The 23,529-nt window shown below is 72.9% G+C and carries 23 protein-coding genes; 10 read left to right on the top strand and 13 right to left on the bottom strand.

The annotated features are described in order from the left end of the window. Window positions 1–43: 43 nt before the first annotated feature. The 3 genes from QOZ89_RS28210 to QOZ89_RS28200 all read left to right on the top strand — a co-directional run bounded on the left by QOZ89_RS28210 (window position 44) and on the right by QOZ89_RS28200 (window position 4,101). The gene (locus tag QOZ89_RS28210; protein WP_312626447.1) at window positions 44–1,819 is read left to right on the top strand and encodes an MFS transporter; all 1,776 of its coding nucleotides are present in this window, start codon (window positions 44–46) and stop codon (window positions 1,817–1,819) included. 35 nt (window positions 1,820–1,854) lie between these two features. Beyond that, window positions 1,855–2,514 (top strand): TetR/AcrR family transcriptional regulator, encoded by a 660-nt coding sequence (locus tag QOZ89_RS28205; protein WP_312626445.1) that lies wholly within the window; start codon window positions 1,855–1,857, stop codon window positions 2,512–2,514. Between the two features lie 252 nt (window positions 2,515–2,766). After that, the gene (locus QOZ89_RS28200) at window positions 2,767–4,101 is read left to right on the top strand and encodes an NADH:flavin oxidoreductase (RefSeq protein WP_241842252.1); all 1,335 of its coding nucleotides are present in this window, start codon (window positions 2,767–2,769) and stop codon (window positions 4,099–4,101) included. 253 nt (window positions 4,102–4,354) lie between these two features. Here QOZ89_RS28200 and QOZ89_RS28195 read toward each other — a convergent pair whose 3' ends face one another. The 7 genes from QOZ89_RS28195 to QOZ89_RS28165 all read right to left on the bottom strand — a co-directional run bounded on the left by QOZ89_RS28195 (window position 4,355) and on the right by QOZ89_RS28165 (window position 11,508). Next, the gene (locus QOZ89_RS28195; protein WP_312626443.1) at window positions 4,355–4,621 is read right to left on the bottom strand and encodes an HGxxPAAW family protein; all 267 of its coding nucleotides are present in this window, start codon (window positions 4,619–4,621) and stop codon (window positions 4,355–4,357) included. 239 nt (window positions 4,622–4,860) lie between these two features. Further along, a complete protein-coding gene (locus QOZ89_RS28190; protein ID WP_071052787.1) occupies window positions 4,861–5,124 on the bottom strand; it encodes an HGxxPAAW family protein in 264 nt (87 codons plus the stop codon). Between the two features lie 221 nt (window positions 5,125–5,345). After that, a complete protein-coding gene (locus tag QOZ89_RS28185; RefSeq protein WP_083419697.1) occupies window positions 5,346–5,804 on the bottom strand; it encodes an anthrone oxygenase family protein in 459 nt (152 codons plus the stop codon). Window positions 5,805–6,361: 557 nt separating this feature from the next. Further along, entirely contained in the window at window positions 6,362–7,675 is a 1,314-nt protein-coding gene (locus QOZ89_RS28180; RefSeq protein WP_312626440.1) for a serine hydrolase domain-containing protein, read from the bottom strand. A 110-nt stretch (window positions 7,676–7,785) separates the two neighbouring features. Beyond that, window positions 7,786–8,850 (bottom strand): threonine aldolase family protein, encoded by a 1,065-nt coding sequence (locus QOZ89_RS28175; protein WP_198543529.1) that lies wholly within the window; start codon window positions 8,848–8,850, stop codon window positions 7,786–7,788. A 68-nt stretch (window positions 8,851–8,918) separates the two neighbouring features. Next, window positions 8,919–9,563 carry a peptide deformylase gene (def, locus tag QOZ89_RS28170; protein ID WP_312626436.1) on the bottom strand — a complete coding sequence of 215 codons (645 nt, stop codon included), beginning with the start codon at window positions 9,561–9,563 and terminating at the stop codon, window positions 8,919–8,921. Window positions 9,564–9,675: 112 nt separating this feature from the next. Further along, window positions 9,676–11,508 (bottom strand): RyR domain-containing protein, encoded by a 1,833-nt coding sequence (locus QOZ89_RS28165; RefSeq protein ID WP_312626434.1) that lies wholly within the window; start codon window positions 11,506–11,508, stop codon window positions 9,676–9,678. Between the two features lie 390 nt (window positions 11,509–11,898). Here QOZ89_RS28165 and mce point away from each other — a divergent pair, with 390 nt between their 5' ends. Continuing rightward, entirely contained in the window at window positions 11,899–12,324 is a 426-nt protein-coding gene (mce, locus tag QOZ89_RS28160) for a methylmalonyl-CoA epimerase (protein WP_071052791.1), read from the top strand. 88 nt (window positions 12,325–12,412) lie between these two features. Here mce and metK read toward each other — a convergent pair whose 3' ends face one another. Further along, a complete protein-coding gene (gene metK / locus QOZ89_RS28155) occupies window positions 12,413–13,681 on the bottom strand; it encodes a methionine adenosyltransferase (RefSeq protein ID WP_071052792.1) in 1,269 nt (422 codons plus the stop codon). A 788-nt stretch (window positions 13,682–14,469) separates the two neighbouring features. On the opposite strand from metK, the gene QOZ89_RS28150 reads away from it, so the two are divergent. Next, the gene (locus tag QOZ89_RS28150; RefSeq protein ID WP_071052793.1) at window positions 14,470–14,928 is read left to right on the top strand and encodes a transglycosylase SLT domain-containing protein; all 459 of its coding nucleotides are present in this window, start codon (window positions 14,470–14,472) and stop codon (window positions 14,926–14,928) included. Between the two features lie 106 nt (window positions 14,929–15,034). Here QOZ89_RS28150 and QOZ89_RS28145 read toward each other — a convergent pair whose 3' ends face one another. Then, window positions 15,035–15,481, bottom strand: coding sequence for a nitroreductase/quinone reductase family protein (locus QOZ89_RS28145; protein WP_071052794.1), 447 nt, complete (start codon window positions 15,479–15,481; stop codon window positions 15,035–15,037). Window positions 15,482–15,804: 323 nt separating this feature from the next. Between QOZ89_RS28145 and QOZ89_RS28140 the strand changes: the two genes are divergently transcribed. Beyond that, the gene (locus QOZ89_RS28140; RefSeq protein WP_071052795.1) at window positions 15,805–16,326 is read left to right on the top strand and encodes a nuclear transport factor 2 family protein; all 522 of its coding nucleotides are present in this window, start codon (window positions 15,805–15,807) and stop codon (window positions 16,324–16,326) included. Window positions 16,327–16,356: 30 nt separating this feature from the next. On the opposite strand, the gene QOZ89_RS28135 is transcribed toward QOZ89_RS28140, so the two are convergent. The 3 genes from QOZ89_RS28135 to QOZ89_RS28125 all read right to left on the bottom strand — a co-directional run bounded on the left by QOZ89_RS28135 (window position 16,357) and on the right by QOZ89_RS28125 (window position 18,683). Then, window positions 16,357–17,268, bottom strand: coding sequence for a Dyp-type peroxidase (locus tag QOZ89_RS28135; protein ID WP_071052796.1), 912 nt, complete (start codon window positions 17,266–17,268; stop codon window positions 16,357–16,359). A 299-nt stretch (window positions 17,269–17,567) separates the two neighbouring features. Further along, window positions 17,568–18,002 (bottom strand): DUF4259 domain-containing protein, encoded by a 435-nt coding sequence (locus tag QOZ89_RS28130; RefSeq protein WP_071052797.1) that lies wholly within the window; start codon window positions 18,000–18,002, stop codon window positions 17,568–17,570. A gap of 135 nt (window positions 18,003–18,137) precedes the next feature. Further along, window positions 18,138–18,683: a hypothetical protein gene (locus QOZ89_RS28125; RefSeq protein WP_241842253.1), complete on the bottom strand. Its 546-nt coding sequence runs from the start codon at window positions 18,681–18,683 to the stop codon at window positions 18,138–18,140. A gap of 139 nt (window positions 18,684–18,822) precedes the next feature. Here QOZ89_RS28125 and QOZ89_RS28120 point away from each other — a divergent pair, with 139 nt between their 5' ends. After that, entirely contained in the window at window positions 18,823–20,085 is a 1,263-nt protein-coding gene (locus QOZ89_RS28120; protein ID WP_083419708.1) for an amidohydrolase family protein, read from the top strand. A gap of 42 nt (window positions 20,086–20,127) precedes the next feature. Further along, window positions 20,128–20,718 carry a MarR family winged helix-turn-helix transcriptional regulator gene (locus tag QOZ89_RS28115; RefSeq protein ID WP_274536616.1) on the top strand — a complete coding sequence of 197 codons (591 nt, stop codon included), beginning with the start codon at window positions 20,128–20,130 and terminating at the stop codon, window positions 20,716–20,718. A gap of 68 nt (window positions 20,719–20,786) precedes the next feature. On the opposite strand, the gene QOZ89_RS28110 is transcribed toward QOZ89_RS28115, so the two are convergent. Next, entirely contained in the window at window positions 20,787–21,623 is an 837-nt protein-coding gene (locus QOZ89_RS28110; protein WP_083419700.1) for a DUF427 domain-containing protein, read from the bottom strand. A 207-nt stretch (window positions 21,624–21,830) separates the two neighbouring features. On the opposite strand from QOZ89_RS28110, the gene QOZ89_RS28105 reads away from it, so the two are divergent. Continuing rightward, on the top strand, window positions 21,831–22,415 hold the full coding sequence (locus tag QOZ89_RS28105) for a TetR/AcrR family transcriptional regulator (RefSeq protein WP_312626414.1): 585 nt from the start codon (window positions 21,831–21,833) through the stop codon (window positions 22,413–22,415). Between the two features lie 193 nt (window positions 22,416–22,608). Next, complete coding sequence (locus QOZ89_RS28100; protein ID WP_312626412.1) at window positions 22,609–23,403, top strand: SDR family NAD(P)-dependent oxidoreductase; 795 nt, start codon at window positions 22,609–22,611, stop codon at window positions 23,401–23,403. Window positions 23,404–23,529 lie beyond the last annotated feature (126 nt).

Raw genomic sequence — 23,529 nt, 5'->3', positions numbered from 1 at the left:
CCGGACGAGGGTGACACGGCGGGACGGGAGCGGCGAGATGGGCGTGGGTGACAGGTCCACGGGTGCGGCGGCGGGGAAGAGCACCACTGGGACGGCCACGGCGGGAGACGCCGAAGCGGGAACGAGCAGGACCCGAACGGGCGAGGCGGGAACCAGCGAGGCGGGAACCAGCGAGGCGGGAGTGGCCGCCCGGCCGCGTCTCCTGGTGGCGACGCTGGTCTACACCGGCCTGGTCGTCTCGCTGATCGGGACGCTGGGAACGCCGCTCATCCCGCTGGTCGTGCGCGAGCACCATGTGTCGTTCGTCGCCGCGCAGTGGATCCTCACCGTCACCCTGCTCGTCGGCGCGGTCGCCGGGCCGACGCTCGGCCGGCTCGGCGACGGGCCGTGCCGCAAGGGCGTGCTCATGGGCGGTCTCGGCTCGGTGCTCGCCGGCGCGGTCGTCGCGGCGACGGCGTGGAACTTCCCGCAGCTGGTCGCCGGCCGGGCGCTGATGGGCATCGGCCTCGGTCTCATGCCGCTGACGTTCGCGACCGCGCGTGAATGCCTGCCGAAGGCGAGCGGCGTCCGCGTCGTCGCCGTGCTGTCGGTGAGCGTAGCCAGCGGCACGGGCCTGGGCTACCCGCTCACGGGGACGATCGCCGACCGCGTCGACTACCGCTACGCCTTCTGGCTGGCCGCCCTGCTGACCGCCGCCGCGATCGCCCTGATCGCCGTCGCGGTGCCGCGCGCCGGCGCCGCCACCCGGCTGCTCGCCTCCGGGCAGGCGCGGCGCCGGCCGTTCGACGTCCCCGGCGCGGCGCTGATCGGGCTGACGCTCGGCGCGGTGCTGATCGGGTTCAGCCAGGCGCCGCGCTGGGGCTGGGGGTCGGCGCCGGTGCTGGGCCTGTTCGCCGGCGGGGTGGTGCTCGCGGCCGGCTGGCTGGCCGTCGAGCGGACCAGCCGCGCACCGCTCGTCGATCTGCGTTACCTCAGCCCACTGCCGGTGATGGTCAGCAACGGCGCCGCCGTCTTCATGGGCTTCGGGATGTTCGGCACGGTGTCGCTGGTGATCAGGCTGATCGAGACGCCGCTGTCCGCCGGGTACGGCTTCGGCGGCGGGGTCCTGCTGGCCGGCCTGATGATCATGCCGGTGTCGGTGGGGACGCTGGTCGCGACCAGGGTGGCGCGGGTCGTCGACCGCCGCTTCGGCACGGCGGCCGTGCTGACGCTCGGCGGCCTGGTGGTCGCGGTCGCGAGCCTGGGGCTGGCCGGCTGGCGCGGGCACCTCGTCGAGGTCGCGGTCGCCACGGGTCTGCTCGGCGCCGGCATCGGTACTGCCTTCGCCGCCATGCCGACGCTTATCATCACGCACGTGCCGCTGGCCGAGACCGGCAGCGCCACCAGCTTCAACCAGGCCATGCGGGTGGTGGGAGGCTCGATGGGCAGCGCGCTGGCCGCCTCGTTGCTCGCCGGCTTCACGCCGGCCGGTGCCCTGCTGCCCCGCGACGCGGGCTACACGGCGGCCTTCCTCATGCTCGGCCTCGTCAGCCTGCTCGGCGCCGTGCTCGGCCTGGTGCTGCGCGCCAGCGGCCAGGTGCCGGCGCGCCCGCCGGCCGAGCCCCGGCGGGGCGGCGTCCAGGCCGGTGGCGTCGCGCTGCCCGCGCGGGGCGGCTCGGTGGCCGTTGAGGCCACGGCCGAAGCGCTCCCCCAGCGATCTGCTGGCGCAGAGTCGCTGGGGACCCCGGCGGCGACGATGGCGAAGCCTCGCGCGGCCGGCGGCCTTCAGCGGACCACGGTGGCGCCGGCGCTCGCCGCCGGGGGCGGGGCGGCGCCGTGATCCCCAGAGGCCCCGCCGTGGGCCAGTCCGGGCGCGTGGACCGCGTGGAGCGGGCCGCCCGGGGCGGCGCCGAGGCCACGGTGACCCCGACGACCAGGCGCCGGGACGCCCGGCGCAGCCGGGAGCGGCTGCTCGCCGCCGCCGCGGAGCTGTTCGCCGAGCGCGGCTACGCCGGCACCTCCCTGCGGGCCGTCGCCGAGCGGGCCGGCGTCGACGCCGCGCTGGTCGCCCGCTACTACGGCGGGAAGGACGGCCTCTACCGCGCCGTCCTCGCCGCCGACCCGGTCGTCTCCCCGGTCGTCGACGAGAGCGACGAGGGTCACGAGGCCGACGACGAGGCCCGGCGGCGGGCGGCGGACGAGCTGGCCGGGCTGCTCGCCCGGATGGTGGACCGGTGGGAGAACGGCCCGGCGACCACGGTGGGCCAGAACGTGTTCCGCTGCGACCTGGACGACGCGGCCGCGGCCGCGACCGCCGAGCGGGTGGGGGAGCGGGTGCTCCCCCTGCTGCGGGCCGCCGCCGAGCCGCCGGGCGGTCCCGACAGCGAGCTGCGCGCGGAGCTCGCCACCGTGGTCCTGCTCGGGATCGGAGTCGCGAGGACCGCCGGCACGTTGCCCGCGCTGGCCGCCGCCGATCCCGAGGAGCTCGGCGTGTATGCCCGAGCCCTGCTCGACACGGTCCTCGGCCGCCGCTGACGGTCACCGCGCGCCGCGGCTGCCGCCCGTCGCCCGCCGTCTGCTGCCCGTCGCCCGAAGTCCGTCGCCCGTAGTCCGCTGCCCCGCTGTCCGTTGCCCGCTGTGCGTTCGTCCGCGGACGGCGGGCACGGGATCCGGACAGCGAGCGTGGGAGCGAGGTCCACGCGACCATTCTGACGCTCCGTCAGATTTGGCGGCCGGAATGTGCGCGAACGATGCCGCGCGTCGCGTAGCCGGAGGATAGTGGCCCCTATGACCCACGCCACAGGCCCCACGCCCGCCGGCTGGGACGGCGGCGAGGCTGCCGGTCAGGACGCCGGCCGCGCCGCGGCGGCCCCGAGGTCGTTACCTGGCACGACCGCGAACGGTGCGGCCCCCACAGACCCGGCCGTCGTGGGCACCCCGGCGTCGCCGTCCGCCGGACCGGACGTGTTCGCGCCCGCGCGGCTCGGGCCCATCACCCTGCGTAATCGAGTGATCAAGTCGGCGACCTTCGAGGGCCGGACGCCAAAGGGGCTGGCGACCGACGATCTGATTGCGTATCACGTCGCGCCCGCCGCGGGCGGCGTTGGGATGACGACGGTGGCGTACTGCGCCGTCGCCCCCGAGGGCCGCACCGACCGTCACCAGATCTGGATGCGCCCCGAGGCCGTGCCGGGCCTGCGCCGGCTCACCGACGCGGTGCACGCCACCGGCGCCGCCGTGTCCGCGCAGCTCGGCCACGCCGGCCCGGTGGCCAACGGCGCCTCCAACCGGCTGCCGTCGCTCGCCCCGACCCGGCGGTTCAGCCCGTTCGGCTCCATGACCAGGGCGACCAGCACGCAGGACATCGAGCGCATCGTCAGGGCGCACGCCGAGGCCGCCCGGTTCGCCGCCGAGGCCGGCTTCGACGCCGTCGAGCTGCACTTCGGCCACAACTACCTGGCCAGCGCGTTCCTCTCGCCCAAGCTGAACCACCGCACCGACGGCTACGGCGGAAGCCTCGCGGGCCGGGCGCGGTTCGCCCGCGAGATCGCCGCCGCGGTGCGGGTCGAGGTCGGCGGGCAGCTCGCGATCCTGGCGAAGCTGAACATGGACGACGGGGTCGACGGCGGGCTGTGGCTGGACGAGTCGGTCCAGGTGGCCCGCCTGCTGCAGGACGACGGGTCGCTGGACGCGCTCGTCCTCACCTGCGGCAGCTCGCTGCTCAACCCGATGTACCTGTTCCGCGGGGACGCGCCGGTGCGCGAGTTCGCGAGCGCGTTCCATGGGGTGACGAGGGCTGGGCTTCGGCTGGTCGGCCCGCGCTTCCTGAAGGCCTATCCGTACCAGCCGCTGTACATGCTCGATCACGCCCGGCAGTTCCGCGCCGGGCTCACGATGCCGCTGGTGCTGCTCGGCGGCGTCACCGACAGGGCCGGGATGGACACGGCGATGGCCGAGGGCTTCCAGTTCGTCGCCATGGCGCGGGCGCTGCTGCGCGAGCCGGATCTCGTCAACCGGCTGCGCGAGGACGCGAGCACGAGGTCGCTGTGCGTGCACTGCAACAAGTGCATGCCGACGATCTACTCGCGGTCGCGCTGCGTCCTCACCGACCCCGCCGCCTAACGCGGGCGGGCAGGGGGAGGCGGGGTTCGGCATGTTCCCCGCTTTGTCCTGTTTTGCGACGACAGGCCTGACGCCTGTGCCGCGTCGCGCACCTGGCCCCAAGCGCCCAAGCCGTTCATGATCTGGTGGAATCCTCGGATCTACCAGCTCCCAAAATCGCACCAGATCATGAAGCGCGCTTCCGTTAGTGATCCTGGGGACAGCGGCCGCCAGGCGTGCGAAAGAAGATCATTTTCGCGCGCCCTTTGGCCCTCTAGGCGGAGATCCGGCGTCGGCGGCGGGACGGGTCGCGGCCGCCGATCGGCCAGAGGTCGCGGCTGGGGTGCTCGTCGACGTCCTCCATGATCCCGGTGACCAGGGCGGCGACGGCGCCGGCGAGCGCGACCGCCGCGCCGACGATCGAGATCGTCCAGGAGGCAAGGCAGACGCCGACCGTCCCGACGGCGAAGCCGGCACTGATGACCAGCACCATGGCCCAGGACAGCGGCTTGGAGTGGTGTGGCGTGGGTAAGTCGCTCACCGGCGGCCCTTCGCGGGTCCGTCCGCTCCGCCGAGCGCGGCGCGGTTATCGGCGATGATCGCACGGCCCGGCCGCTCCGTGGCCGGAATCACATCAGAATCGGGCCGCGCGGACCGGAGACGACGAAGCGGCCCGTCCCCTGGCAGGGACAAGGCCGCTTCGTGTGCCGGGTGCCGCGCCGGGGAGTTCCTACGCCGAGTACGCCGAGTCGAGCTCGACGTCGCCGGTCAGGCCGGGCTTCAAGCCGAGATCTGGCGGCGGTACGAGGCGTCACGCCCGCCGATCGGCCAGAGGTCGCGGCTCGGGTGCTCGTCGACGTCCTCCATGATCCCGGTGACCAGGGCGGCGATGCCACCGAGGACCACGACCGCGCCCCCGATGATCGAGACCGTCCAGGAAGCCATGCAGACCCCGAGCGTGCCGACGGCGGTACCGATGGTGATGACCAGCACCATCACCCAGGACAGGGGCTTGGTGTGGTGTGCCGAGTGGGTTTCGCTCACCGTGGACCCTTCGTGCGTGCGTTGTGCGCGGTCAGCGGGACGGAGGCCCGTCCCGCCGCGATGCTATCGGTCGCGCGCACGTCGCCCGGCCGCGAGTGACCTCCGTGACGCGACGGCGACGGCGTGACCTCGCCCGTAGGCGGTCACGCCGACGGGACTTTGCCCGCTGGCGGGCCGCGCCGACACGAGATCTCGTCCGCCGGCGGACGCGCCGGCAGACGTCAGACGCCGGTCGCCGCGGCGGCGAGGACGACGAGGGCCGTCACGGCGGCGGCGGTGCGGATCGCGTTGAACCGGTCCCAGCGCACCCGGTGCCGCTCCCAGTCCGCCGGCGGCTCCTCCGGCCGCCATGACGCCATCGCGATGTTGATCGGCAGGTCACCGCGGACCGTGACGATCACGTTGGTCAGCAGCGAGACGAACCCGACGCCCGCGAGCGCCGCTGAGGTGGTGGAGTCACCGACGGCGGCGGTGACCGTCAGCGCGAGCGACGCGACCAGCGCGGCGAGCTGCAGCGGCACCATGAACCGCGGGTAACTGGCGTCGAATGCCTGCTTGATGGTGATGTACGACGCCACCGGCAACGAGTGCATCGCCGGCCGGATCGCCACCAGCCCGACCGTCATCGTGCCGGCGACCAGTCCGGCCAGCACCAGGGCCACCACCGCGAGCGCGGTCATCACCGAGCACCTCCCTGCGCGCGTGGACCCGGCCATGCCCCGAGCCAGGCTTCCTCACCGCGCACGCTAGCGGCGCACCGTGGGCACGCGGACACGGGAACCTCGACGATCGCCCGGCAGCTTCCTGCCAGCGTGACTTGCGGCCAGGCAACCGGGTCGGGACCAGCCCGCGCGGCGGCCGGCCGGCCAGGTGACCGTCCGTGCCGGGGATAGCTCTGTGAGCGACCGACGGCACCACGGCTCCAGGCATCCCACGCTCTACCTGCCCAGCAACGTGGTTGGGCGTGACCCGTTCTGGTGAGGCGTCGGCACAACCCGGCCTGGTGAGGGGTCAGCACAACCTGGCCACCGCCAGCGACAGCGCATCGGCGCACCGCCAACGCGACCACATCCCGACCCCGATCCACGCCAGCCCCGGCCATACACCTCAGCCCCGAAACCAGGCTGGGAGGGCGCCCTGGGCGCCCGACGGCGAAGCCGGGGTTCCTGCCGGATCTGCGGAGCAGATCTGGGAGGTCCGGAGCGGTCGCGCAAGCGACCTTCGAGCCCGCTTCGCCTTATCCGGGGAGCGGCGGGAGACTGAGGCAGCCGCGCAGTACGTTCTCGACGGCGTCGGAACGGGCATGGTCGCCCATGGAGCCGGTGACGAAGGCGTAGGCGTAGCGGCCGGAGCGGCTGGCCCAGCCGAGGCTGCCGCCGAGGCCGCCCATGCCGAACCCGTCCTCGTCGACGCCGAAGCCCAGCCCCCAGGCGTTCAGGCTGCCCATGACCCGGTCGGGACCACTGCACTGCGCCGTGGTGGCCTCGGCGAGCAGGCTGGGCCCGAGCAGCTGGCCGGACAGCAGCGCGGCGTACAGCCCGGCGACGGCGCGGGCGGTGCCATGCCCGTTGACCGCCGGAACCTCGGCGGCGCGCAGCGCGGCGCTGTTGGCCACGGCACCGTCCTGGACGCCGGGTGGGTTGCCGATCGCCCGCTTGTAGAGCTCGGGACGCCCATCGGCGGCGCGCAGGCGGAACGCCGCGTCCAGCCCGGTGAGCTCGACGGCGCGGGCCTGCTGCTCGGGCGTGAGACCGATCGTGAAGTCGAGCCCGAGCGGCTCGCAGACCTCCTCGCGCAGGAACGTGGCGAGCCGCCGCCCGTCGACGTGCCGCACCAGCTCGCCGAGGAGGTGGCCGTAGAACAGCGCCGACTCGCCGTGCGCCGTGCCCGGTGTCCACAGTGGCTGCTGGGCCGCGAGCGCGGCGCAGATGAAGTCCCAGTCGAACAGCGCCGCCGTCGGCAGCGGCCGGTCCAGCGCGACCAGGCCTGCCTGGTGGGCCAGCACGTGCCGGACGGTCGCGGGCGCGGCGAAGCCGGGCCAGTACCGGTCGACGCGGCTGTCGAGGTCGAGCCGGCCGCGTTCCACCAGCAGCAGCGCGCACACCGCGGCGAACGGCTTCGTCACCGAGTACGGCATGACGATGCTGTCGCGGCCCCAGGCCGTCATGCCGGCCGCGTCCGCGGTGCCGCCCCACAGGTCGACCACCCAGGCGTCGTCGTGCCAGGCCGCCACGGCGGCGCCGGTGCCCGCGGCCTCGGCCAGCACCCGCTCGAACGCCACCCGTACCGGTTCGAAGCCCGGCGCCACCACGCCCCGCGCGGCGGCGCCCGCGCCCGCCGAGCCGCCGGCGGCCCCGCCCGCCATGACGGCGTCGGGCGCGCCACCCTCACCGGCCCCGCCCCCCGCCTCGGCGCCGCCTGGGTCGGCCACCGGCGCGGGAGCGACGGGCGCCTCCGCGGTGGGACGGGCCGCGGTCGGGGCCGCCACGTCGGTCGTGGTCGGGTCGGTGGCGACGGCGCCGCCCGCGGCGGCGGGTGCGGGAAGGGTCATGGCGGCGATTGTCCGTCCGAAATTGCGCGTGGGTGTCGTTTCCACGCCTAGGGCGCGTCCCGGAGTCGTAACCCAACCGACACGTTGGCCCGTTCAGGCAGGCGTGTCTGTCACCGGCGGTCACCGGTCGTCGCGCGGACGGCCTCGGTGGCGAGCAGCCGGGCCAGGACGTCGCCCGCCGCGCGGATGTCGTCGTCGTCCACGTCGAGGTGGGTGAGCAGGCGCAGCGACGTCGGCCCGGCGGTGCCGACGAGCACGCCCTGCGCGGCCGCCCTCGCGGCGAAGGCCTCCGCGTCCGGCACCGTCACGAAGATCATGTTCGTCTCGACCAGTTTCGGCTCGACGCGGCCCGGGGCCGCGTCGGCGAGCGTCGCGGCGAGCTCGGCGGCGTGCCGGTGGTCGTCGGCCAGTCGGTCAATGTGGTGACGCAGCGCGTACAGGCCAGCCGCGGCGAGCACCCCGGCCTGACGCATCCCGCCGCCGAGCCGCTTGCGCCACACCCGGGCCCGCGCGATGTGCTCGGCGTCGCCGACGACGAGCGAGCCGACCGGGGCGCCCAGCCCTTTCGAGAGGCAGACCGAGAGCGTGCCGAACAGCTGGCCGAGGCGGCGCGGTTCGACCCCGAGGCCCACGGCGGCGTTCCAGATCCGGGCGCCGTCGCAGTGCAGCACCACACCGGCGTCGTCGGTGATCGCCCGCAGCCGCTCCAGCCGGTCGAGCGGCCAGATCCGCCCGCCGGTGCGCGCCTGGGTGTTCTCCACGGCGACGACGCTGGTCGGGACCATGTTGTAGGTCTTCGGCGCCGAGCGTGGCCGGATCTGCGCGGCGAGCTCGGCGAGGTCCAACGGGCCGGCGAGCCCCGACAGCGTCCGGGTCTGGACCCCGCCGAGCGCGGCGAGCCCGCCGAGCTCATAGGTGACGATGTGCGCCTCGGCGTCGGCTATGACCTCCGTGCCGATCTCGGCGCTCGCCCGCAGCGCGCAGAAGTTGCCCATCGTCCCGCTCGGCACGAACACGGCGGCCTCGTGGCCGAGCAGTCCGGCCGCGTGCTCCTCGAGCGCACGCACCGACGGGTCCTCGCCGTAGACGTCGTCGCCGACCTCGGCCTCGGCCATCGCCCGGCGCATGTCCGCCGTCGGCCGGGTCACCGTGTCGCTGCGCAGGTCGATCGCCATGTCTGGCACGATACGGCCCGCCATTCGCCGTGCGGCCGGCGTCGGCCGCGCCCGGTACGCCGCCGGCATCAGCGACGGCGGCGCAGCGCCGCGAGGAAGCCGTCCCCGTCGTCGCCTGACTGGCCGGAGCCCGCCCGGGCCTGCGCACCCGGCTGGCCCGGCGCGGGGAGCGTGGGATCGCGCAGGGCGCGGGCCGCGGAACGGCGGGTGAGGCCGGTGAGCCGGTCAAGGTAGAGCGTGCCGGCCAGATGGTCGGACTCGTGCTGCAGGCAGCGGGCGAGCAGGCCGGTGCCGGAGTGCTCGACCGGTTCGCCGTGCGCGTCCACGCCGCGCACGATGGCGCTCGCCGCCCTCGTCGTCGCGTAGTGGTAGCCGGGCACCGACAGGCAGCCCTCCTGGTCGGTCTGCTCGCCGGGGCCGAGCTCGAGGACCGGGTTCGCCACGACCCGCGGCTGGCGCCGCCGGGGCTGGTCGTCGGCGTCGGCGTCGTCCTCATGTCGGTCCGGCCGGTTCGGCTGCCAGTCCGTGTCGAACACGAACAGCCGCAGGCCGACGCCGACCTGCGGCGCGGCCAGCCCCACCCCGGGCGCCGCGTACATCGTCTCGATCATGTCGTCGACGAGCCGGCGCAGCCGGTCGTCGAAGACCGTGACCGGATCGGCGGGGGTGCGCAGTATGGGGTCGCCCAGGACCCGGATCGGCAGGATGGTCACCCTTCCAGGATCCCAGCCTTCCACCCGTCCGTGCCGTCCCAGCCTGAGCGCTAGGCCAAAGGCCACGCGATGATGGCGGAGCCTCGCGTGGCCGGAGGCCATCAGACACGGCCTAGGCGGCGGGCGCGTCGGCGGAGCGGACGACGCGGTAGCCGGCGCCGGCGAGCAGCTGGGGGATCAGGCGCACCATCTGGGCGTCCTTGTCCTTTGTCTCCGTGGACAGGTCGTCATACGGGCGGATGTCGGGGTGGATCAGCCGTTCGTTGTCCCGGGCCTCACCGCCCCGCCAGCCGTGCGCGAGCCGGTCGCGCATCCAGCGCTCGTGCTCGTGGCGGGCCAGCAGCTCGACCTCGTCCAGGGTGAACGCGAACGGCGGCGCGTCCGGCGTCATCCTGGCGCTCGCGCAGCCGATCAGGTTCAGCTTGGTCTCGATGTCGCGGGCCTGGTCGTAGTTGTTGGTGCGGTACTTCTCCGGCAGGTTCTCCCACGCGACCAGCGCCTCGTTGTCGTCGCTGGCCTCGCCGGAGTCCAGCCGCTGGCGGCAGTAGTCGGCGTGGATCGCCTCGGCCCATGCTTCCAGCCGGTCATCAGACACGTCATCAGGATCGCAGGCCGCGTCGAGCTGCGGAAAGATGACCATGTCGTCGTAGAGCGCGTCCATCGGGCCCTGCCCCTCCTGTCGACCGGGGCGCAGCGCGTCCCCGAGCGGGCTACCTCTGTCCACCCGGACGACGACCGACCGGCGGGTCGGCGGCCGGGCCGTCGCGAGCGCCTTGCGCAACGCCAGCTCCTCGTCGCCGTAGCAGACGAAGATCTGCTCGAGAAAGCCGGCGCCGGGCGCGCGGGCGTGCGCGCGCCGGTCGAGGTCCGCCTCCTCGGCGCGGACGTCGTGGCAGTCCAGGTCGAGCGCCGCGTCGAGAACCTCGTAGCGGGCGCGCAGTGCCTGGACGGCCGTGCTCGCGCGCTCGTCGACCACCACCACCGGCAGCCGGAAGGCGCCCTCGCCGAGGATGCGCCTGCGCCGCCGGGCGATCTGGAGCAGCAGCTCCCGGCCGAACGGCGACAGGCCGGCGACGACGACCGGCCCGCCGCCGGCCGGCGTCCAGGTCGCCGCGAGATCGTCGAGCAGCAGCCGGGCGCCGAGGCGGGCCGTGTTGAAGAAGTCGACCGTGACGGCGTCGCTCGCCGGCTGGCGCAGCAGCAGGATCCACAGCGCGTCGAGCACGTCCGGATCGGACTCCTCGGCGTAGCAGCGCAACGCGGTGGACCGGTCGCGCCCGGCGGCGGTGGCGATGGCGACGGCGGCGATGAGTACGGCCGCGTTGCGGCCGGTCGCGCGCCCGGTCACGTAGAGCCTGTCGGCGCGGGCGAGGCCGGCGCGGCGCAGCACCGCCTCGTCGGTCGGGTCGCCGGCGAGCACGGTGACCCGCTGGTCGCCGACCAGGCCGGCGAGCTCCGCGTGGGCGCCGGGAGCGACGAGCACCACCTGGGCGCCCTCGGCGCGCAGCTTCGCGACGAGGGCGAGCGCGCCCGGCCCGTCGCCGCAGACGACCGCGTGGCCATGGGCGAGCCGGGCCCGCAGCCGGGCCACCGGCAGCACGAGCGCGTCGGCGAGCGCGTAGAACGTCGCAGCCGGGGCGAGGAAACGGGCCACCTGCAGGGGTGCCGAGAGCGCCGTGTCGGGCAGGTCGGGCGGCTGGAAGACGAACAGGCCGAGGGAGCCGTAGAGCAGGTCGAGGAAATGGCCGCCGAACGACCCGCCGACGCCGGCCGCCTCATACATCAGCCACTGGCCGGCAATCCCCAGGCACATCGCGGCGACCGCCGCGACCCCGCACAGCACCCGCCATCCTCGGGGGTCGACGAGCAGCGTGCGTAATCCGTCCGCGGCCGCGTCACGGCGCGTCCGACGCGCTCGGCGTTGCCGTTCCCCGGCGTCGCTCACCACGCTCGTCAGCTCTCCTCGTGTCTCCGGACGGAGCCTGCGGGTCCATATGGGGTTTTGATGGGTTGCTGGAGCGCTTGGAGTTATTGGAGTTCAGAGAAGACGGTACGGGTGGGAAACCGTGGAGCTTGCCGCGTTCTCCCGGGTGGGCGGCTTCGCGAACCTTATGCCTAACGGCCGCATTTGGCGCGGTCAACGCGGTGGTCGGTTGTGCGACAGCGGTCGGTGAACGGCTCCGAAGGACTCCCGAACGGCGGACCGGATCCGGATGGGGCCCGTGGCTGGCAGCAGGATTCGCTGGGGGGAAGATGTGGGATTGGCGGTGACGTCTCGTAGGTCACCTCGTGTATCGGTGGACTCGGTGGGCAGTGGCGCGGGACGCTGGCTGGCGTGCTGACCAGGATTGATCACGTCGGGATCGCGGTGGCGTCGCTGACCGAGACCATCCCGATCTATGAGCAGGCGTTCAACCTGAAGTGTGTGCATCAGGAGACCAACGAGCGCCAGGGCGTGCGCGAGGCGATGCTGCTGGTGCACTCCGGTGACACCGGTGGCTCCTACGTCCAACTGCTCGAGCCGATCCGCGACGACACGCCGGTGGGCAAGTTCCTGGCCAAGCGCGGCCCGGGTATCCACCACATCGCCTACGGCGTCGACGACATCGACGCGGCGCTGGCGTCGCTCACCGTCGGCGGCTTCGACCTGGTGAACAAGACCCCGGTGCACGGCACCTCGGGCAGCCGGATCGCCTTCATCCACCCCAAGGGCCTTGGCGGCGTCCTCACCGAACTGGTCGAGGCCGCCGGCGGCCACTGACACCGCCGTCGGCCATTGACACTGACATGCCAGCGCCCGCGCAGGTCCCCGAGGACCGGCGCGGGCGCTCGCGCGTGGCTACAAGCCGTCAACCCGCGCTCGCCGCGGCCCGCAGCGCGGCGGCGCGGTCGGTGCGCTCCCAGGTGAGGTCGGGCAGTGACCGGCCGAAGTGACCGTAGGCGGCGGTCTGCCGGTAGACCGGGCGCAGCAGGTCGAGGTCGCGGATGATCGCCGCCGGGCGCAGGTCGAACACCTCGGTGACGGCGCGGCCGATCGCGGCCGGCGCCACCTGCTCGGTGCCGAACGTCTCGACGAACAGGCCGACCGGCTCGGCCTTGCCGATGGCGTAGGCGACCTGCAGCTCCACCCGGCGGGCCAGGCCCGCGGCCACCACGTTCTTCGCGACCCAGCGCAGCGCGTACGCCGCCGACCGGTCCACCTTCGACGGGTCCTTGCCGGAGAACGCGCCGCCGCCGTGCCGGGCAGAGCCACCGTAGGTGTCGATGATGATCTTGCGGCCGGTGAGGCCCGCGTCGCCGACCGGGCCGCCAACCTCGAACCGGCCGGTCGGGTTCACCAGCAACCGGTAGCCGTCCACCTCCAGCTCGCCCAGCCGGCCACCCCGGCCGCTGATCTCCTCGACGAGCCGCTTGAGCTCCGGCTCGACGACCCGGGATCGGATGTCGGGCGCCAGCTGGCCGTCCAGGTCGACGCCAGGGGCGTGGTGGGCGGAGAGGACGACCGTGTCGAGGCGCACCGGCCGGTCGCCGTCGTACTCGATCGTGACCTGGGTCTTGCCGTCGGGGCGCAGGTAAGGGACCCCACGGTCGTGCCGGACGGCGGCGAGGCGGCTCGCCAGCCGGTGCGCGAGCGTGATCGGCAGCGGCATCAGGTCGGGCGTCTCGTCGGTGGCGTAGCCGAACATGATCCCCTGGTCGCCGGCGCCCTGCCGGGACAGCTCGTCGACGCCGCCACCGCCGGCCGTCGCGCCCTGGCGACCCGCGGGCCCGAGACCGGTGCGTGCCTCGTAGGCGTTGTCGACACCCTGGGCGATGTCAGGCGACTGGGTGCCGATCGAGACCAGCACGTCGACCGTTGCGGCGTCGAACCCGGTGGCTTCGTCGTAGCCGATGCCGGCGAGCGTGCGCCGCACGGTGTCGACGACGTCGACGTCCGCGCCGGTCGTCACCTCGCCGGCGACGTGGACCCGGCCGGCGGCGAGCAGCGTCTCCACCGCGACTCGGGAACGCCGGTCGCCGCTGAGGTAGGCGTCGAGCAGGGCGTCGCTGACCTGGTCGGCCGCTTTGTCGGGATGACCCTCGGTGACCGATTCCGAGGTGAACAGGCGTCGGGACATGAAATACCTCGTTTCGTGCGCGCCGACGGTTCTCGGCCCGTGGCGGATGACGCCAACCAGTGGGCGGGCGCCTATCTTCACCCCCGCGTGGCCCTTTCCCCGGCATCCGGCGGCCCCGTCTCCGCCCGCGCCGCGCCCATTCCCGGCATTCAGCCCGAACTCCGCGCGCGGGATGCCGCCCCCTGTCCGGTTCGGCTTCGGCCGCCGCCGGCACCCCCACGTCGCGATGGCGGAGTGGAACACTCTGCGCGCATGACGTGCTGACGGTGAGAAAGGAGCTTGGAGAGTGAGACGCTAAGTGTTGGGTCCTGCACACATAGCGAATATTGATCGCTGTAAGTGCCTGAGTGGACGCGCTTACAACCGGCGAAATCCGAGATGAAACGTGATGCCGGTCACGAAGGTTTTCTGGAAAGTGCTGAAGGAGAGCGGGAAACACGGACGGTCAGCGATCGGGAACGTGGCTGGCCACGATTCGTGTTTGCCTACTGGCCGGAGGCCCACCTATGTTTGTTCTCGTCCGGCCGGGGCGCACCTTTCCCGGGCCGGGCGAAACGCCGGGCCGACGCCGCTTCTGCCCACGGTCCCGGCGCATGTCGTCTCTTCTATCGCGGGGCAGAAACGGAGGAGCCCGGGCTCGGGCTCAGCCGGAGGGATGCCAGCAGGAAAGCTGCGTTCTCCAGGCGCGCCAGGCCACAGGATGGCCGGGGCGTCACCGCGCGCCGTTCCAGCATCGTCCTCGATGTTGGTCTGTGCGCGTTCCGTTGGTGTAGCGGGAAAGCCATTTCTTGTCGATCCGACGCAACCGCAAGAGCAGCCTCCGCAACCGTCTCGTCGCCATCGCCGCGGCGGGGGCCGTCGTCACCACCGGCGGGCTGATGGCTGCCTCTCCGGCCAGCGCCGCGACCGTCTCCGACACCTCCATCGCCGCCGCCGCTAAGTCGGCCGGTCTTGCCGGCTGCCGCGGCGTGTCGACGGGCACCTGGGTGGCCATCGCCCTGGCCGAGTCGCGCGGCAACACCCACGCCCACGCGACCGGCATCGAGGACTCGCGGGGCCTGTGGCAGGTCAACCTGTGGGCCAACAGCGACCTTGTCGGCGGGCGCAACCTCTACGACGTGTCCAACAATGCCTGGGCCGCCAAGCGCGTCTGCCACCGTCAGGGCCCGACCGCCTGGTCGACCTACACCAACGGCGCGTACAAGCACTTCCTGGCCCGTGGCCATGCGGCCGCCGCCAAGGTCTGAGCTGAGCCTGACCAGCTCGGGCTGAACGCCGCACGCCGGACAACGCGAGGCCTCCCCGCATGCGGGGAGGCCTCGTCGTCGTTCTGGTGCCTGGTGCCTGGCGGCCTTACGCCGACGGGGCGCCGCTGCGCCGCCGGGCCGTCTCGGCCGCGCGGCGGCGCAGGCGCAGGAGAGGGATGCGGCGGTCGCCGGCCTTCTTCTGGTATTCCGCGAAGGCATCGGACTGCGCGACGAATCCGGACCACTCGGCGTCATAGTCGGAGCCGGTGAGTTCGGTGGCGGTGACCTCGACGGCTCCGTCGGCGGTCTCGATCGTCGTGTCGGGGCGTGCGACCAGGTTGTGATACCAGGCCGGATGCGTGGGGGCCCCGGCGAACGACGCGGCGATGACCCAGCCGTCGCCGGAGCGGCGGCCCAGCACCGGGTTGACGCGTTCGACGCCGCTGCGGGTGCCGACGGTGTGCAGCAGGATCAGGCTGCGGCCGAAGCCGCCGGTGATGACGTTCCCGTTGTTCGCGCGGAACTCCGCGATGACGGTGTCGTTCCAGCTCAACGCAGATCGCTTCCTTCGTCCGTAGGGGCCCCAGGGCCTTGGTCGCGGTGGAGCGGCTGGGCGGCAGGCGCTGGCCCACCGCCCGGGAAACGTAACGCCGGCGGCGGTCCCCGCCTGCCGGGCGCGCCGGGTCAAGAATCGAGTCAGCGTTGTCCACGCTGTTGACGACTACCCGTCAAAGAACGACCAGAACGGCGAGGGTTGTCCTCGACCAGAAACGGCGAGGGCTGTCCTGGACGACGGCGGCACCGTCGGTTTCTGATCGCCAGCGTGGGGCGGAACCGGGCGACTCGCCGGGACCGGACGCCGTAGGCTGGCGCGCCATGGAACTGTGGGAGCTGGCCGCGCGTGAGCAGGTACGGGACACCGTGGCGACGTACAGCCACAGCGGCGACCGGCTCCGGCTCGAGGACCTCGCGGCCTGCTTCACCGCCGACGGTGTGCTGGAGACCAAGGGCGGCTGGACGGCCCACGGCCGAGCGGAGATCATCGCCCGGCTCTCCGGAGTCCAGGCCCTGACGGCGGCCACGACAGTGCCCGGACGGGAGGCCGGCCCCAGGAGCGCCAGCGGCCCCGGGCCCGCGGGCAACGGAGCCGCGTCAGCGGGCGGCGGCGCCGCGGACGGGCGGGCGTTCATCCGGCACTTCGTCACGAACCTGCGGTTCGAGTCGGTGACACCCGACCGGATCACCACGTCGGCCTATTTCGCGGTGTTGACGGTTGCCGGCCTGGACCACTGGGGCCGTTACCGCGACGTCCTGGTCCCAGTCGAGGGGCGGTGGCTGTTCGCTCACCGTCTCGTCCGCACCGACGCCCACGCCCCCGGCTCGCCCTTCCGCGCCTGAGCGCCGGCTGTCCGCGCCTGGGCGTCGGCCTTAGCCGGCGTCGTCTTCGGGGGCGAAGCCGGAGAGGGCTGTGACGGACGGGATGAAGTAGTAGGCGCCGCTGACCGGGGTGGTGTAGCGGGTCAGGGCGTCGCGCAGGCCGTCCTCGGTCGCTCCCGCCATGCGGCGCAGCATGAGGTCGAGGATGCGTTGCTCGGCGGCGAAGCCGACGAACATCGTTCCGTGGTCGGTGACCGTGCCGTAGGCGGTGTTGCGGCGGAAGATCTTCAGCTCCTCGCCGTCCTCCTCGACGACCGTGCGCGAGACGTGCGAGGTCGCCGGCATGACGGAGTCGTCGAGTTCGACGCTGTCGGCCTTGGTACGGCCGATGACCTTCTCCTGCTCGGCGACGCCGATCGCCGCGAAGCTCGCCGTGTCGTGCGTCCACTTCTGGAACAGCAGCACGCTTCCGCCGGCGCCCGGCCCGTGGGCGATGATCGCGACGCCAGGCGCCGCCAGCAGCGACGGGTTCTCGGTGCCGTCGATAAAGCCGGTGAGGTCGCGGTCGTGCGCGTACACCCAGCCACCGACCTCGGTGGCGACGTTCGCGACCCCGGCGAGCGCGGCGATCACCTCGAGCCCGTTGGTGTAGACGGCGGTCCGGTTGGCGCCGGCGATCCACAGCACGGCGTCACGCTGGGTGGCGGGCATCCGGAAGCCGTCGGCACCGACGATCGGCTCGTTGAAGCCGGTGACGCCGGCGGGCAGGCCCTCGGGCGCCACCTGTGCCCACAGTTCCGGCCGGAACCCGACGACCAGGTTGACACCGCCCCCGGTCGACAGGGGCCCGACCAGTCCCGCGACCGCCTTCGCCAGGTCCACCGCGGATATGCCGTCCCGGAGGTCGAGCTCCAGGTAGCTGTGCTCCGGCGCGCCAAGCCCGAAGATCCCCGGCTGCGTCACTGACCCGTCCTTCCCACCCGTGTCACGTACGTTCTCGGTTACGCCCAGCCGGGGCCGGGCTACCGGGCTCTCCGGGCTCATCGCCCAGGCGCGATCGCGCCAAACCGGCCATCACGGTCAATACGGTCAACACCGCGACGTTACCCTGCGCGGACCAGGCAGCTTCGCGCGGACGCGCGGGCCCGGGGCCGGGCTGGGAACAGCGTTGCGTCCGGGTCGGAGCCGGAGCTGGCTGGGCTGGCGGACAACGGGCCCGAGGCTGGCGGCGCGGCGCCCGGGTGGTGGCGGGGCAGCTGTCACTACACCTCGAACAACGGCACCTCGCCCGGCATCGGCTGGTCCAGAACGCGGCGGAGCAGCAAGACCTCCCGTCGCCAGTCCTCGGCGCTCGCGGTCTCGGACCACAGCTCGGCCAGTCCGGAGCCGTCGGCGAGCACCCGGTCCAGCGCCTCGACCGCGAGCGAGCGAAGGTCGTCCGGGAACGCCGGCAGAGGCTCCAACGGCCACCGGGAGTCGCTGACCGGCTCGCCGCCCGGGCACTGCGCGGCGATCAGCGCCGCCGCGACGACGACGTGGGAGCCGGCATCGATCTCGAGGTAGCCCTCGGTGTCGACGGCCCGCACCAGCAGCCGTCGGACGAGATCGACCCGGTTCGCGGCCGGCGCGTCGAGGAGATCATCGACAAAGTCCAGCGCACCGTCGTTGTCGAAGTGTCCCGGACCCCACGCACCCACAGCGGTCTCCTCGTGTTCGGCGCTGCCGGGTGATTCTCTCGGTCGCTACCGACACTTTTCGCCGGTTGTCATGGGCGCGTCGTGGCGAGAACCGGTGGTCGGGCCCTGGCCCGCGGTTCCCGCGGACGTGCCACGCTACCCGCCGGCGCCGGGAGGGGAACCAGGGGAGGAGCCCGACGGGTCGGTGCGCGGCGCGAGCCAGTCGGGCCACGGCACGGGCGGGTTGGGCAGCGGCTGGACACCTCGCCTGGCCAGGAGCTCGGCAAAGCCCTCGGGGTCCGCGGGCACGGCTCGCGGGTCGCCTGTCATGATCTCGTAGAGGGTGGCGCCCTCGGGCCCGGCCACCAGTGGTCCGAAGGTCGCTCCGTGCTCCAGGGTGATATGGGTGCCCGCGGGGCAGGGACGGTCGCCGATGAGCACCTCTCCGGCGACGACGAGGACGAAGTGGTCGGACTTGTGGCTGTGCCGCTCGACGATCACCCCCGGGTCGTAGCGGGCGTAGATGACCATCCGTTCCGGCGACCACTCGAGGAACTTCTCCCAGACCGACACCCGCCGCCCGTCGGCGTGCGTCTGCGCCTTCACCTCGGTCCATGGCACGTCTCCCACGGAGACGATCTTCAGGTCCGGCTTCTCCTCCGGCACGGTGCCCCCTTCCTGATCGGCCTGCTTCGACGCCATCCCGCCTCGACGCGGTGTGGCGTGGGTCTCGACAGGTCGCTCGGCGAAAAGTAGCTTTCCGAAAAGCGATCCGCAATCCCGCTCCTCGCGGGTTGCTCCGCTCGCCACCGCGCCGCACGCCGCACAAGGGGGCATGGCCATGGCCTTGACCGACATCACCGCGCCCACGACCGCCACCGGCTCCGTCACCCCGGCCCCGGAGGACCTGCCGAAGATCATCTCGGTGGATGACCACATCCTGGAACCACGCGACCTGTGGCAGCGGGAGCTGCCGGCCGCGATGCGCGGCCGCGGGCCCAAGGTGGTGCGGGAGAAGCTCAAGCTGCACTTCGCCGGCGGGCACTACGGCTTCGAGCGCGACGCGCCTGACGGCCGCTGGTGCGACCTGTGGCTCTATGACGACCTCGTCTACCCGACCGGCCTGCTGCACGCCTCCGCCGGCGTGCCACCGGCCGAGGTGAAGAACCTGCCGGCCATCTACGAGGACTTCCGGCCGGGCACCTACGAGCGGGACGCCCGCCTCGCCGACATGACCGCCAACCACGTCGAGGCGGCGATCAACTTCCCGAACACGTTCCCGCGGTTCTGCGGTCAGGGCTTCTCCGAGCGGCCGGACAAGGACGTGGCGCTCGCCTGCATCCAGATCTACAACGACTGGATGATCGACGAATGGGCGGGCGGCGCCGGACAGGGCCGTCTGATCCCGCTGTCGCTCATCCCGCTGTGGGATCCCGAGCTTGCCGCCGCCGAGGTGCGCCGGTGCGCGGCGAAGGGCTCGTACGCGGTGTCGTTCTCCGAGAACCCGAGCAAGCTCGGGTTCGCCTCCATCCACTCCGGCGCGTGGGACCCGCTGTTCCAGGCGTGCGAGGAGACCGGAACCGTCGTGACGATGCACATCGGCTCGTCGTCGACGCTGCCGTCGACGTCGCCGGACGCGCCGCTGGCGGTCAGCATGTCGCTGTCCTCGCAGAATGCCGAGGGATCGCTGTGCGACTGGATCTTCTCCGGCACGCTCGACCGTTTCCCGAGCCTGACCATCGTCTACGCCGAGAGCCAGGTCGGCTGGATGCCGTACCTGCTGGAGCGGATGGACCTCGTCTGGAAGGGCGGCGTCGGTGGTGGAGCCGCCCTGCCGAACCCCCCGAGCAGCTACATCAGGGGCCGCGTCTACGGCTGCCTGTTCGATGACCAGCACGGGCTGATCTCCCGGAACGAGGTCGGTCTCGACCAGATCGTCTTTGAGACCGACTACCCGCACACCGACGGCACCTGGCCGAACTCCCGCGCCGTCGCCCACCGCCTGTGCGCGGGCGCCGGCATGGACGCGGGCGAGGTCCACAAGTTCGTCCGCGGCAACGCCATCCGCGCCTTCGGCCTCGAACGCTTTGGAATCAAGGATTGAGCTCGCTGGGCGCTACAGTCGGCCGGGATGGCTGACAGCGCGGTGACCAGAACGGATCCGGCGGCGGCGCCGGCGGCACTCGTGGAGCCGACGACGCCGGCGCCGTCGGTGACCGCGTCGGGCGGGCGCGCCGCGTCGGGCGGGCGGGCGGCGTTGGGCGGGCCGGCCGGTGAGCCCAGCTGGGTCGACGAGGTCGGCCTGACCGGGGGCGCCGGGCTCCTCGCCCGGCTGGTGCGGCTGAACATGCTCGTCTCGACGGCGCTCGACGGTCTCGTCGAACCATTCGGCCTGACGGTGGCCGACTACCTGGTTCTCGGCACGATCCGGCACGCGCCCGGCGGCCGGGGCGCGCCGAGCCGCCTGTGCCGGGTGCTCGGCCGGACCAGCGGTGGCATGACGCTCACCCTCGACCGTCTCGCCGCCGCGGGCCTGGTCCGCCGTGCCCCCGACCCGACGGACCGCCGCCGCGTCATCGTCGAGCTCACCGACGTCGGCGACGCTCTGAGCCGGCGCGTCAACGACCGCCTCCACGAATGGGAGAACACCCTGCCACTCCCCGCGGACCTGCGCGCCGGCCTTCACGACACCGTTGACACCCTCATCGACGCGGTGACCCCCGACCGACCGCGCTGACCCTCTCTTCGTCAGCGACGGCCGTGTACGGCGAGACGTGAACGTGGCCGCTGCCCGTTCAGCTCCGCTCAGGTGTGGACGCCGTCGACGTAGATGTCGACCTTCTCGTCGTAGAAGCAGACCAGGCCCGCGATGCGAATGCTCTCCAGCAGCGGCGCCGGGTAGTACCAGACGACGTCGTCGTGGACCTTGCCGTCGACCTCGACCCCGTAGTAGCTGGCCGTCCCCTTGTACGGGCAGCCGGTGCTGGTGGACGACGGCCGGAGCAGCTCAGTGCGGGCGTCGGTCAGTGGCAGGTAGTAGCGGGGCCGGATGCCGGTCTCGAACAGCACGGTCGGGCGGGTCGACTCGGCGACCGTCACCCCGTCGATGTCGACCCGGACGTGCCGGGAGCTGGAGAGGATGTCGATGCGGTGGTAGGGGTTGCGGGCGTGGACGTAGACGGGCTCGTCCTCCTCCAGCCAGGTGTCCATCGCGTCCCAGTCGAGCCGGACCACGTCGCGCAGCTCGGGGAACGGCGAGTCCGGGTAGGTCAGGGCGGCACCGGCCGCGCGGTGCTCGCCCGCGACCACGTCGTGACGGTGGGCGTCGCCGCGGCTCGGGGAACGCACGATCTCCCCGGTGGGCTCCAGCGTGGCCTTCAGATCGGCCAGCGGCAGGTAGTAGACGGGGTAGTGCGGGCCCTCCCAGACCAGCAGCGGCCGGACCGTGTCGACGACGACCACGCCGCCCAGCAGCGGCCGCACCCGCTTGTGCGCTTCCTCGAGTCGAACCCGCCCTCGGGCGCCCGACGCGGCCCCTGATCCCTGGCCTGCCGTGGGTGCACTGGTGGCCGCCGATGACTGTGCCGTGGCCGGACTGGCCGTCGTCTCGGTCGTGCTGGTCGTCGAGCCGGTCGTCGTCATGCGTTTCTCCTCCGTCCGTCCGCTACCTAGGTAACGGCACCCCCAAGAGCAACCTTCCACGGATGACGACCACAAGCTCCCTCACAGGCACGATCGTCGGGCCGACGGCGCGCCAGGTTCGACCCCGTCGGCCTACCGTGGGTCGGCGACCGGAGACCAGGGATCATGAAGTGGACCGCTGGGTCCATAAAGAGCTAGCGTCAGCAGATGGCGCTCACCACGAAGGGGCAGGCGACCCGGCAACGCATCATCGAGGGTGCGGCGGTGTACCTGCGCGGCGACGGCCCCGGCGAGGCGACCCTCGACGACATCCGCGCCATCACGGGCACGAGCAAGGGTCAGATCTTCCACTACTTCCCGGGCGGCAAGGAGGAACTGCTGCTCGCGGTGGCCCGGTACGAGGCGCGGCGCGTCCTCGACGACCAGCAGCCGCACCTCGGCGCCCTGACCTCGTGGGCGGCCTGGGAGCGGTGGCGGGACGCGGTCGTGGCCCGCTACCGGGCCCAGGGCCGCAACTGCCCGCTCGGGTCGCTGATGAGCCAGGTCGGCGGCACGCCGGGCGCGGCCGAGGTCATCGGCGCCCTGCTCACGAACTGGCGGGCGCACATCCGGCACGGCATCGAGCGGATGCAGGCGACCGGCGAGATCCGCCCGAGCCTCGACGCGGACCGCGTCGCCGCGGCCTTCGTCGCCGGCATCCAGGGCGGGGTCCAGGTACTCAGGTCCTCCGGGAGCACGTGGCACCTGGAGGCGACGCTGGACGCGCTGACCGACCACCTGCGAGGCGTCTGACACCGCGAGGTTGTCCGGCTCCGCGAGGCGTCCGGCTCCGCGAGGCGCGTCCGGCTCCGCGAGGCGTCCGGCTCCGCGAGGCGTCTGGCACCGCGGGACGCCCAGCAGTGAGGCGTCTGGCACCGTGGGGCATCCGGGCCGAGCAAGATTTTTGGACTTGCTAGTCCAAAAATTAGTCCGTAGCTTCGCCGGCATGTCACAGCGACTCGAACACAGGACAGCACTCGTCACCGGATCCACCAGCAACATCGGCCGGTCCATCGCGGTTGCCTTCGGCGCGGAAGGTGCGCACGTCATCGTCTCCGGGCGCGATGACACCCGCGGCAAGGCGGTGGTCGCCCGGATCCGCTCGGCGGGCGGCACGGCCGACTACGTCCACGCCGATCTCGACGGCACGGCGAGCGCCAGCAGGTCGCTCGCCGACGCGGCGAGCGACCTGCTGGGCGGCCGCATCGACATCCTGGTCAACAACGCGGGCATCTTCCCGGGGGCAACCACCCTGACCACGGACGACGCGATGTTCGACCGGGTCTACGCCGTCAACGTCAAGGCGCCGTTCTTCCTCACCCAGGCCGTCGCGCCGACGATGGTCGCCGCGGGCGGCGGCGTCATCATCAATCTCAGTTCCTGGGTGGCCCGCCTCAGCGTTCCCGTCGGTGCCCTCTACGCGTCGACCAAGGGTGCGATGGAGACGCTCACCCGGGCCTGGGCCGCCGAGTTCGGGCCTCAGGGCATCCGGGTCAACGCCGTTTCCCCGGGTGTCATCGCCGATCCCGACCGGGACCCGACCGTCGAGCGTCCGTCCGACCTGCTCATGCGTGGCACGCCCGCCGGGTGGTCCGGTCACCCCGACGCCATAGCCGCGGCGGCCGTCTACCTCGCCTCCGACGACGCGGCCTTCGTCCACGGAACGGTCGTCGACGTCGACGGCGGCCGCACCGGCGTCGCCGTCATCGCGGGGCCCAACCCCTTCCGCGCCGACGACTAATACCGCCCCGCCTCCGTCCGCCCGCAACCGGTTGATCATCACCCACGTGTTGCCGTCGGGGGGGGGGGGGGGGGCCCCCCCCCCCCCCCCCCCCCGGGCGCGGCGGGGGGGGGGGGAAGAAGTGGG

Source organism: Pseudofrankia coriaricola (assembly GCF_032027725.1).
In the GTDB taxonomy this organism is placed as follows: domain Bacteria; phylum Actinomycetota; class Actinomycetes; order Frankiales; family Frankiaceae; genus Pseudofrankia.
Note: the sequence above shows the minus strand (reverse complement) of the source record. Positions and strands in the feature narration are given on the sequence as shown.

Excerpts from the sequence above, each read along its gene's own strand:
- QOZ89_RS28185 (WP_083419697.1), bottom strand. The coding sequence starts at position 5,804 with ATGACCGCGCTCGCGGTGGTGGCCCTGGTGCTGGCCGGACTGGTCGCC.
- metK (WP_071052792.1), bottom strand. The coding sequence starts at position 13,681 with ATGTCCCGACGCCTGTTCACCTCGGAATCGGTCACCGAGGGTCATCCC.
- QOZ89_RS28125 (WP_241842253.1), bottom strand. The coding sequence starts at position 18,683 with ATGGCGTCGAAGCAGGCCGATCAGGAAGGGGGCACCGTGCCGGAGGAG.
- QOZ89_RS28200 (WP_241842252.1), top strand. The coding sequence starts at position 2,767 with ATGACCCACGCCACAGGCCCCACGCCCGCCGGCTGGGACGGCGGCGAG.
- QOZ89_RS28120 (WP_083419708.1), top strand. The coding sequence starts at position 18,823 with ATGGCCTTGACCGACATCACCGCGCCCACGACCGCCACCGGCTCCGTC.
- QOZ89_RS28175 (WP_198543529.1), bottom strand. The coding sequence starts at position 8,850 with ATGGCGATCGACCTGCGCAGCGACACGGTGACCCGGCCGACGGCGGAC.
- QOZ89_RS28180 (WP_312626440.1), bottom strand. The coding sequence starts at position 7,675 with ATGACCCTTCCCGCACCCGCCGCCGCGGGCGGCGCCGTCGCCACCGAC.
- QOZ89_RS28105 (WP_312626414.1), top strand. The coding sequence starts at position 21,831 with ATGGCGCTCACCACGAAGGGGCAGGCGACCCGGCAACGCATCATCGAG.
- QOZ89_RS28100 (WP_312626412.1), top strand. The coding sequence starts at position 22,609 with ATGTCACAGCGACTCGAACACAGGACAGCACTCGTCACCGGATCCACC.
- QOZ89_RS28110 (WP_083419700.1), bottom strand. The coding sequence starts at position 21,623 with ATGACGACGACCGGCTCGACGACCAGCACGACCGAGACGACGGCCAGT.
- QOZ89_RS28140 (WP_071052795.1), top strand. The coding sequence starts at position 15,805 with ATGGAACTGTGGGAGCTGGCCGCGCGTGAGCAGGTACGGGACACCGTG.